Origin of the sequence: Providencia sp. PROV156 (assembly GCF_028480905.1) — a bacterium.
Taxonomy (GTDB): Bacteria; Pseudomonadota; Gammaproteobacteria; order Enterobacterales; family Enterobacteriaceae; genus Providencia; species Providencia hangzhouensis.
This window is the reverse complement of sequence record NZ_JAMPPE010000004.1, coordinates 230,160-239,740: the sequence shown is the minus strand read 5'-3', so window position 1 is coordinate 239,740 and position 9,581 is coordinate 230,160. Positions and strand designations below refer to the sequence as shown.

The window sequence follows — 9,581 nt, the reverse complement described above, 5'->3', positions numbered from 1 at the left end:
ACGGATTTGCAGAAGCTGAAGAATGAAGTTGAAACAAAAACAGCTTTAATGAATCAAGCCAGCGACCAACAGATTAAAGCGCTGACGGCAGATTTAAACAAACAACTCGCTTTGCTGAAGCAAAAAGAAGACGGGTTGAAGAAAGCTGAAACGGAAAGTAAAGTAACTCGTGAGGCGCTCGCCAAACAGCAAGCAGATGCAAAAGCGTTAGCGGAGAAAAACCAGCAGCTTGTTACGCAACTGAAACAGAAAGCGCAGCAAGCAGATAAGATCCAAGCATCTTTAGCAGAGCAAACTGCCAAATTAGCACAAAAAATTACGTTAGAGTCTGAATTAGCAACAGCAAAAAAACAGTTGGCTGAGCAGCAAGCAGCACAGAATGTTTTATCAAAACAATATGTTGAGAGCCAAAAGCAACAGCAACAATTGCAAGAAAACTTAAAACAAAATGAACAAAATTTTGTTAATGCTCAAAAAAAATTGGAACAGGCTAATGCAGAACTGCTGAAATTACAAAAAGATGTTGAAAAACAAACAGCGCTAGTAGGTCAAGCAAGTGACAAGCAAGTTAAAGCGTTAACTGCGGACTTAAATAAACAAGTTACATTATTGAAAGAAAAAGAAAGCGCTATTGCCAAGTTAGAATCTGAGAAAAAATCAATTAGTGACGCTCTTGCTGCCCAAGAAAGTGAGAAGAAAAAACTTGACCAGCAAAACCAGCAATTTACTAAGCAGACTAAGGCTCAAGAAGACAAAATCAGCAAACTTGAAAGTGATATTGCGGCTAAAACAAAGAAACAGTCTGAAATTGAGCAAAAACTGACAGACACGAATAAACTTCTTGGTGATTTAAAAGCGAACTCTCAAAAAGAGTTGGCATTAGCACAAGAGAAATTGAAAAAACTACAAACGGAATTGGATTCAAGTAAATCCATTTCGAGTGATGAAGCTTTAAAATCACAAATTATGGCGTTAAATCGACAGATAACTCAATTACAAAATGAAAATGATGCATTAAAAGCAAGAGGTGGTTCGAAATCGAGTACTGGTCTGGCTGGGCGAATTCCTCCTAGCAAAGATGCAAAAGTGATTGCCGCAGAAAATGCGAAGAAAAACCAAAAAATTATTGAGCAAATTACCGCTCAAAAATACAGTAAGCTCGATAGCAATACTTACTATAAAATCATTCAAGTTGGCTCACCGATAAAAGACGTGAAAAATAAAGACGTGACTTTTATTATGAGAGAGCAATTAACTGACGGTAAGGTTACGGTGTTGTATACCGATCAAAACCCTGTCACATTACCTTATAATCAGTTACCTGCACCATTAAACTCCTTTGTCGAACGAGCAGGGGAAGGGGGAATGGTTAAAGTCTATATTAAACCTGAAGGTGGGTATGGCGTTGAAGGCATACCAGGTGAGGTACCACCAAACTCCATGTCAATTATTGATTTAAAAATAATCAAAGCGAAATAGCATAGCTTTTATTTAAGGTTATCTTAAAGGTAATTTGTCACTGAAAGGCAAATTACCTTTTTTTGTGATGTATCAATCTGAAAGAAGTATAAGAAGTATAAGAAGTATAAGAAGTATAAGAAGTATAAGAAGTATAAGAAGTATAAGAAGTGAATGTGAATATTTAAAGGAAGGATTTGATGTTTGCCTTTCTGCCAGATTATAGTGAAGATTAAACTTCTATAACTGACAGGGCATGAGTTAGAGTCTTACTGAGCGGTTAAGCTGCTATTCTTGACCGACTCGGTGTGTAGCCAAACCGTTTTCGATAAGTTTGGGTGAAGTAAGATTGACTTGAAAAGCCTGCTTCCATAGAAACCTCTACAATACTCATTGTAGTATTAATTAATAACTGGTGTGCATACATAATACGTTTTTCACTTATCCATGCGCGTGGTGACGTTGCATAAACGCTATTGAACAGTTCTTTAAATGTTGTTAATCCCATACCAAAAGTACGTGCGAACTCACTTAATTTCCACTCTTTAAGATAATTATTTTCCATAAACATTTGTAGACGTTCTATTTGGCGACTACTTAGCTGTCTAAAATTAGATAGCAATAAAGCACCTTGTTCACTGTAGCTTAGTAATAACAGTAATTCACTAACTCGGAGTGAGAAAATGACGTCAGGGTATTCGTTATTAACAAATGTATTTAAGCTTGATTTGATTTCTTCAATGAGAGGGGATGAATTAAATTTAATGATATCACAGGGTAAGCCTTCATTGCGGTCTATTTCGCTTAACTCAGTGCTATGATTGGCGATGAAACTACGCAAAAAGTTATCATCCAAGGATATCCAAAGTAATTTGCAACTTGTTGTTTCAGTGAGCTGTAGTGAGTAAGCTCCCTGTTTGTGATATAAGATATCGCCTTCATTTAAAGATTGTGAGTTAGCTGGGGTTTCTAGTAACACAGAGCCTTGTTCTATAATTAAAAGCCCTTTAGTTTCTAGGTCAATAATGTTATGGGCCGCGTTACTATCAATGTTTATCTGTTTAATGAAGTGTCGATTTGGTGAGTTTATTGCTTGCATGACTATACCTTTTTAATCGTATTTAAATATAAATTCAAAATAAAATATTCAACTATTCCTATCTGGTGATATAAAGCATGGATGTTATTAGTATGATTGAAATTATATAAATCGATTAATTTTGTGTCACATTATAATTCTAAATATAAATAAATGTTTCTAAATATACTTTTTTCGAGTTATTGTTGTGAATTACTCGGTATTTTTTGTGTTATTAGTGGGGTAATTTAATTATTATGCTTATAATTTTAATTAGTTTGGATTTTTAATCTGAATTGATAAAATTAGTCGTATGTTAATATGTTATCGTTTTTACACCTAAACCGTGTTTTTTTTCTACTTTCTTCTTACTTATCATTTTTAGCATAGTAATATGAATTTTAGCTATGCTAATGATGATTCTAGATTTCGGCAAAACCATCATTTATTAATTTTACTAATGTAATTAATAGTTGTTAATCTAAGTTATTTATTTTTTCAATCGATATGATTGATTTTTTTGTTGATATGTGAGGGAATTGCTGTTTGTTTGTGACTTGAGTCTCATTTTTTAATTGATAGGTTTCTGTGATTACTTTAATAGGTATTTTAAATATATATTTTTATAAATAGTTCTTTAGCGTTACTACTTATTGCTCGCCATTTTTCAACATCTTTGTGCTTTATTATTTCTCCTCATGTTGTACTTTGCTTTAAATAGAGGGTTAAGCTTGACCTATAGGCTCACTAATTATGGCTCTTGTTTCTGAGTTGCTCGCTTGTTTACTTTAGCTGGTAAATCAGGGACTGGTTTACGATCATCAAGTAAATGACGTATAGCGAGAATTGGGTGATGGATTAACATCTTCGGGCCAGCCCAGCGCATAACTAGCTTCATCTGCTCTCTCATTTTGGGTTGGTAACAATGGATTGGACATTGTTTACATGCTGGTTTTTCTTCTCCATATCGGCATTTTTCTAATCTATTAACGGCATAGGAAAATAGTTTTTGATAAAAATCAGGTGATTCTGCTGGTGCTGGATAGGCTTTCTCATAGATTTTTATCATTTTTTCAATCGTTTTAATTTCACGGTGAATGCGTTTGCCAACCATAGAAACTTCTCTATAAAAACAAAACATATATTTAATATACAACTTATAACTGATTAATGATAATTTTTTTGTATTTTTATTGATGGGACTCAATAAAGTGGTGAGTTCTCGACGTAACAAAAGAGGGTAATAAAAAATTACCCTCTTATATTAGTGTGAAACAACACTAGCTAACGTTAAATGATCGATAAAATATCATTATCTTTTAGGATGTTAGCCCAGTTTTTGAATTTCATTATGTGTGAAAAACAACTAATACTATTATCGTGATAACCTATTGACTCGAGAGCATTATTTTTTGCATTTCATCTTTAAGATGTAATTTTTCTTTTTTTAGCTTAGCGACATGCTCATTGTAACCAGCACCAGAAGGCCCTTCTAATTTGCTGATTTCTTTGTCGAGTTGATGATGTTTTTCATAAAGAGTTTGAAAACGGGGATGTGTAGAGATTAATTTTGAAACTAAATCTTGATCTGCTGATAACATACTACCTCCTCAGAATATATTAAGCCTCAGTTTCAGTATAAACAGTGCATGCATTTTGTACATCCAAATAGCTTGTAATTTACATAATTTTTATTAGTTTTATGATCCTTCTACTAGAATTAAGTAGTATTACATGGCTTTTACCTGAGTTATCTATATTTTTGTAATTAAGAATCATCTATAGTGATAATTGCGGTGTAAATGACTTAACATGGATAAAAGACTGGTTTTAAAAATTGGTTTTGTGTTCTTAAATAGGAATAAATAATGAAAAAAGCGATTTTATCTGTAATGGCGGCGGCACTAATTTCATCTTGTGCAGTAGCAACGGAAGATTTGGAAAAGATCGCGCCATACCCAAAAGCAGAATCGGGTATGACTCGTCATGTGATTGAATTAACCAAGCAACAAAATGAAAATGACTTTATGATTGAGTTAGTTATTGGAAAAACGATCAAAGCAGATTGTAACCGCCAATGGTTTATGGGTGATCTAGACAGAAAGACGTTGGAAGGCTGGGGCTATGATTATTATAAACTCGACGAAGTAAAAGGCCCTGCATCTACTATGATGGGATGCTCTGAGCCTGCAAAAGACCGTTTTGTGACGACTCAATTAGGCGATGATGCATTTGTGCGTTATAACAGTAAATTACCGATTGTGGTTTATGCTCCGAAAGATATGCAAGTAAAATATCGTATCTGGTCTACAGACGATAAATTAATTGATTCAGTTACAAAATAAATATTAAAGAAAATGCCGCGTTTAGCGGCATTCAGACTGCTGACAAACATATTATGTTTGGCGGTAAGTCGAATAGGTTTTGAAAATAAATTAGGAAAATCAATTTATTGATTTTCGGCTGATAACACAAAGCGGGAAAAACCACGCTTTTATCCCGCTTTGTCAACAACCTCAAATGCCGCATTTAGCGGCATTTTTTATAGAAACCAATTTAGCGAATAACGAAGACAGATGTTTTCGCATGGCGCACGATTGCAGAGGCTGTTGAACCTAATAAATAGGTTGAAGTGCTTGGGTGATGGGAGCCAACAACAATGAGATCTGCGCTAATTTCTTGCGCATAATCTAAAATTTCATCTTTAGCTGAACCAATACCAATTTTGCAGTTAATCCGTTCATCAGCAACTTTGATATCTTTAATGACTTCTTCTAACGCACGCATTGCAAGGATTGAGCGTTCCGCAGAATCTTTGTTGCTTTCTGGTAATGCGGCAATTTCAATACCAAAAAATAACTCAAGGCTCGGAATAACGGATAGAAAATGAATTTCAGCTGAGCTTAGTTGCGCTAGTGCCTCAACGTGTTTGATGATCTCTTGGTTTAATTCATCTTCTAACAAATCAATAGGGACTAGGATTTTTTTATACATAGCTACCTCATTTTCGTATTATTTAAAATTAATTACAAAAGATTATCTACAATATACTATAAGTTAAATGAAAAGTAATAAATGCTATAACGTGCGCATTTATAGCGATAATCTAAAAATGACATAGCTTCTTCTTTGAAAAGAAAGAATAATTATTATCAACTCTCAGTGTTATTTACAAATCACACAGAGACTTTTAACAAAATATATGCGAAGATCGCGGTAAGTTGCTTAACTAATTGATTTAAATGTATTATTTGAATGATAATTGTTTTGTTTTTCATTAAAGAACCTATTTTATGACTATGAATAATGCTTCAACACAGAAAAAAAGTGATTTTGAAATCCAACAAATAAAATTTAAAGCCGCAAAAAAAAGTACCTTAGTCAGTGTTGTCGTAAATATTTTCTTATCGATTTGGCAGATAATTGTTGGTATTTTTTCTCATTCTTCCGGGTTAGTCGCTGACGGTATTCATACATTATCGGATTTGGTCGCTGATTTTGTGGTGTTGATAGCCAATAAGAAAAGCCACAAGAAGCCAGATGAAGACCATCCATATGGTCATTTTCGTTATGAAAATGGCGCTTCATTAATATTAGGTATTATTTTATTAATTGTGGGCGTGGGAATGGTTTGGTCAGCGATTGAAAAATTACTGAAACCTGAGTTAATTCCTGAAGTTCACTCAATTGCATTGATTGTTGCACTGATTGCTTTAGTCGCAAAAGAGGGGCTGTTTCGCTATATGTTGCATGTCGCGAAAAAAGTAAACTCCAGTATGTTAGTGGCGAATGCATGGCATGCTCGTTCCGATGCGGCTTCCTCCCTAGTGGTGGCCATTGGTATTGTTGGTAGCTTGTGTGGGTTTAAAATTTTTGACCCACTGGCCGCGTTGATTGTAGGGACATTTGTTTTTCGGATGGGGTTTAAATTCACCAATCAATCCATGCAAGATTTAATGGATAAAGGCGCAGACGAAGAAACTTTGCAGGAAATCCGTTCTGTTTTGGATAATATTAGTGAGTTATCAGGATATCATGATTTAAAAACACGTAAATCGGGTGACTTTTTATTGGTGGATGTGCATTTAGAGCTTGATGGAAATATGAGTATTACTGTTGGCCATGAAATTGCGGTAAATGTGCGTAAAAAATTGATGGAAAACCCATTAATTTTGGATGTTATGACCCACCTTGACCCGTATGACAAAGACGCTAAGCATTAATCATACATTTATTTTATTTTTCGATAAAAACCGAGCTTTAAAGTGGCTCGGTTTTTTATTGCAAGCTATTATGTAAAATCAACACATTAATTATTGCACCTGATTGATTACAAGACGAAAATTAATAAGCGGTTTCAAGATGGCACAATAAGGTATTTGTTTCAAAATATAGGGCAAATGTAGCAAACCCCAAAAAATGCTCTCTATAGTGATTATTGAATGATTGAGGAAAAAATGCGGTTAACTCAAGAACAATGTCAGACATTTCGCGCCCCAAAGGTCATTGCCCTTACTAATCAAAATGGTATGAAGGTTATTCTCAGTAGCCTAGGAGCTAGTTGGGTTAGCTGTATACTTCCGCTAGCAACAGGAAAACGAGATGTTGTTTTAGGTTCACCCAATATGGCTAAACAGATGGAACAGGGGGTATACCTTGGTTCAATCGTTGGGCGAGTCGCTAACCGCATAAATAATTCACGATTCACGCTAAATGAACAGTACTATCAGCTTGCGAATAACCAAGGTGTACATTGCTTGAATGGTGGAAAACACAGTTTTAGCCATCGCATATGGGGTATTTTTCAACCAACACCTCAAAAAGCTATTTTTTCTTTGACGTCGCCTGTTGGTGATCAAGGCTTTCCGGGGCAGTTAGACGTTGAAGTGAGCTATGAACTTACAGAAGATAATCAAGTCGTTATTCACCATACTTATCAATCGACAGAAGCTTGCCCTGTTAACCTTGCGAATCACATCTACTTTAACTTAGCGGGGGAGGACTCGGTCAGAACGGCTTTGGAACATGATTTATATATTGATGCAGACCAATATTTGCTGACAGATATGGACGGTATCCCAACGGGAGAGTGGTATAACGTTGCAGATACAAATTTTGATTTTCGCCAAAGTAAACGGATTGGCCGAGATTTCTTACAAGATGATGACCAACGTCGAGTTGGGGGGTATGACCATACGTTTATATTAAACAATACATTAACCGATGGTCTGCAGACGGTGGCAACCCTCGGGGCACCAAGTGGTGATGTGCGGCTAAATATCGCAACCACGCAGCCTGCATTACATGTGTACAGTGGAAATAACCTGCTTGCAACGTCGGGGAAAACACGAACGTATGTCCCTTATTCAGGGGTAGTGATAGCAACTCAGTTTCCAGCAGATGCAATCAATCACCCTGAGTGGGGAGAACAATACAGTTCGATTGCATTTCCTCAACAAATGTACCAAAACCAAACGCGTTACCAATTTGTTTTCTAATACAATAGTGAATATTCAGCGCCTCTATATTAAGGCGCTGAATTACTCGCCAGTTAATGCTCGCCAGTTAATAATTTCCTTAGTCTTAAATAACGAATAGATCCATATATTCATTGACGGGCATTTTTTCTAGCATTGGCTTATCGAGAGAGGCTTTTAAAATTCGAATTTGTTGAGCCTCTGGGAATTGCCTTGCTAAATTAATTCTAAATTTATTTAATAACAATGGCATCCCTTCTTTACGGCGGCGTTTATGGCCAACAGGATATTCGATAACAACTTCATCAAGCACTTGCCCATCCTTCAATGTAATGGTTAACCCATTGCTAATCGAACGTTTTTCAGGGTCATGATAGTCTCGGGTAAACTGTGCATCTTCAGTGCAATGCATTTTTGCACGTAATGCATCAATACGCTCATCTTTGGCAATATTATCTTCATAATCAGCAGCCGTTAAACGACCAAAAATTAATGGGATAGCGACCATATATTGAATGCAATGGTCACGATCTGCCGGATTATGTAATGGGCCTTTTTTATCAATGATACGAATACAAGCTTCATGAGTGCGTATGGCAATAGACTCAATATCTTGAGCCGTTTTTCCTAATTTTTCGAGGGTTTGGTGGAGTTGTAACGCTGCCTCTACTGCTGTTTGGGAATGAAACTCAGCAGGGAAAGAAATCTTAAACAACACATTTTCCATAACATAGGAGCCATAAGGACGTTGAAAACACAGGGGTTGTCCATTAAATAAAACATCGTAGAAGCCCCAGGTTTTAGCCGTTAGCGCCGTTGGATAGCCCATTTCCCCTTTTTGAGCCATTAAAGCCAGCCGTACAGCACGGGAGGTGGCGTCACCTGCCGCCCATGACTTGCGAGACCCTGTATTGGGGCTGTGGCGGTAGGTACGTAAGCTGTGACCATCAATCCACGCTTGGGAAACAGCATTGAGAATTTGTTCTCTTTCCAGCCCCAATAGATGAGAAACAACCGCAGTTGATGCCACTTTGACTAAAATAACATGGTCGAGCCCGACTTGGTTAAAGGCATTTTCTAGTGCGATGCAGCCTTGAATTTCATGCGCTTTAATTAATGCAGTCAAAACATCTCTAATAACTAGCGGTGGCTTGCCTTTCGCAATGTTTTCACGAGAAAGCCAATCCGCAGTGGCTAAAATACCACCAAGGTTATCCGACGGGTGGCCCCATTCGGCAGCCAGCCAAGTGTCATTAAAGTCGAGCCAACGGCACATTGTGCCAAGATTAAATGCGCCTTGCACTGGGTCTAATTGAAATTGGGTGCCTGGGATTTTTGTGCCATTTGGCACAATCGTACCCGGAACGATAGGCCCTAATAATTTTTTACATGCAGGGTATTCAAGGGATTCCATACCGCAACCAAGGGTATCGAGCAGGCAATGATAAGCCGTATCATAGGCGAGGTCAGAAATAATTGGGTAATCCATTACATAATCAACAATATCGCTGATCACTTTATCAAATTCAATTTGTTGCGAACGCACGGTTTGTGTTGTCATTAGGTTA

General features: G+C 36.6%; 9 protein-coding genes. 4 read left to right on the top strand and 5 right to left on the bottom strand.

What is annotated here, in order from left to right; translation table 11 throughout:
• Positions 1-1,479, top strand: a 1,479-nt coding sequence (locus PSF31_RS04640) for a hypothetical protein (protein ID WP_272683178.1), incomplete at its 5' end; no start/stop codon positions are given.
• 259 nt (positions 1,480-1,738) lie between these two features.
• Here the strand turns inward: PSF31_RS04640 and PSF31_RS04635 are convergent.
• The 3 genes from PSF31_RS04635 to PSF31_RS04625 form a co-directional block, all read right to left on the bottom strand.
• Entirely contained in the window at positions 1,739-2,557 is an 819-nt protein-coding gene (locus PSF31_RS04635; protein WP_096863320.1) for a helix-turn-helix transcriptional regulator, read from the bottom strand.
• 730 nt (positions 2,558-3,287) lie between these two features.
• On the bottom strand, positions 3,288-3,650 hold the full coding sequence (locus tag PSF31_RS04630) for a nitrous oxide-stimulated promoter family protein (protein ID WP_096863321.1): 363 nt from the start codon (positions 3,648-3,650) through the stop codon (positions 3,288-3,290).
• Positions 3,651-3,924: 274 nt separating this feature from the next.
• Entirely contained in the window at positions 3,925-4,137 is a 213-nt protein-coding gene (locus PSF31_RS04625; protein WP_004261774.1) for a DUF465 domain-containing protein, read from the bottom strand.
• A gap of 267 nt (positions 4,138-4,404) precedes the next feature.
• On the opposite strand from PSF31_RS04625, the gene eco reads away from it, so the two are divergent.
• Positions 4,405-4,881 (top strand): serine protease inhibitor ecotin, encoded by a 477-nt coding sequence (gene eco, locus PSF31_RS04620; RefSeq protein WP_096863322.1) that lies wholly within the window; start codon positions 4,405-4,407, stop codon positions 4,879-4,881.
• Positions 4,882-5,092: 211 nt separating this feature from the next.
• On the opposite strand, the gene PSF31_RS04615 is transcribed toward eco, so the two are convergent.
• Positions 5,093-5,530, bottom strand: coding sequence for a universal stress protein (locus PSF31_RS04615; RefSeq protein WP_004261767.1), 438 nt, complete (start codon positions 5,528-5,530; stop codon positions 5,093-5,095).
• 299 nt (positions 5,531-5,829) lie between these two features.
• On the opposite strand from PSF31_RS04615, the gene PSF31_RS04610 reads away from it, so the two are divergent.
• Both PSF31_RS04610 and PSF31_RS04605 read left to right on the top strand, forming a co-directional pair.
• Positions 5,830-6,759, top strand: coding sequence for a cation diffusion facilitator family transporter (locus PSF31_RS04610; RefSeq protein ID WP_004261765.1), 930 nt, complete (start codon positions 5,830-5,832; stop codon positions 6,757-6,759).
• A gap of 234 nt (positions 6,760-6,993) precedes the next feature.
• Complete coding sequence (locus PSF31_RS04605) at positions 6,994-8,034, top strand: galactose-1-epimerase (RefSeq protein WP_096863458.1); 1,041 nt, start codon at positions 6,994-6,996, stop codon at positions 8,032-8,034.
• 85 nt (positions 8,035-8,119) lie between these two features.
• On the opposite strand, the gene PSF31_RS04600 is transcribed toward PSF31_RS04605, so the two are convergent.
• Positions 8,120-9,574 (bottom strand): bifunctional 2-methylcitrate dehydratase/aconitate hydratase, encoded by a 1,455-nt coding sequence (locus tag PSF31_RS04600; RefSeq protein WP_096863323.1) that lies wholly within the window; start codon positions 9,572-9,574, stop codon positions 8,120-8,122.
• Positions 9,575-9,581 lie beyond the last annotated feature (7 nt).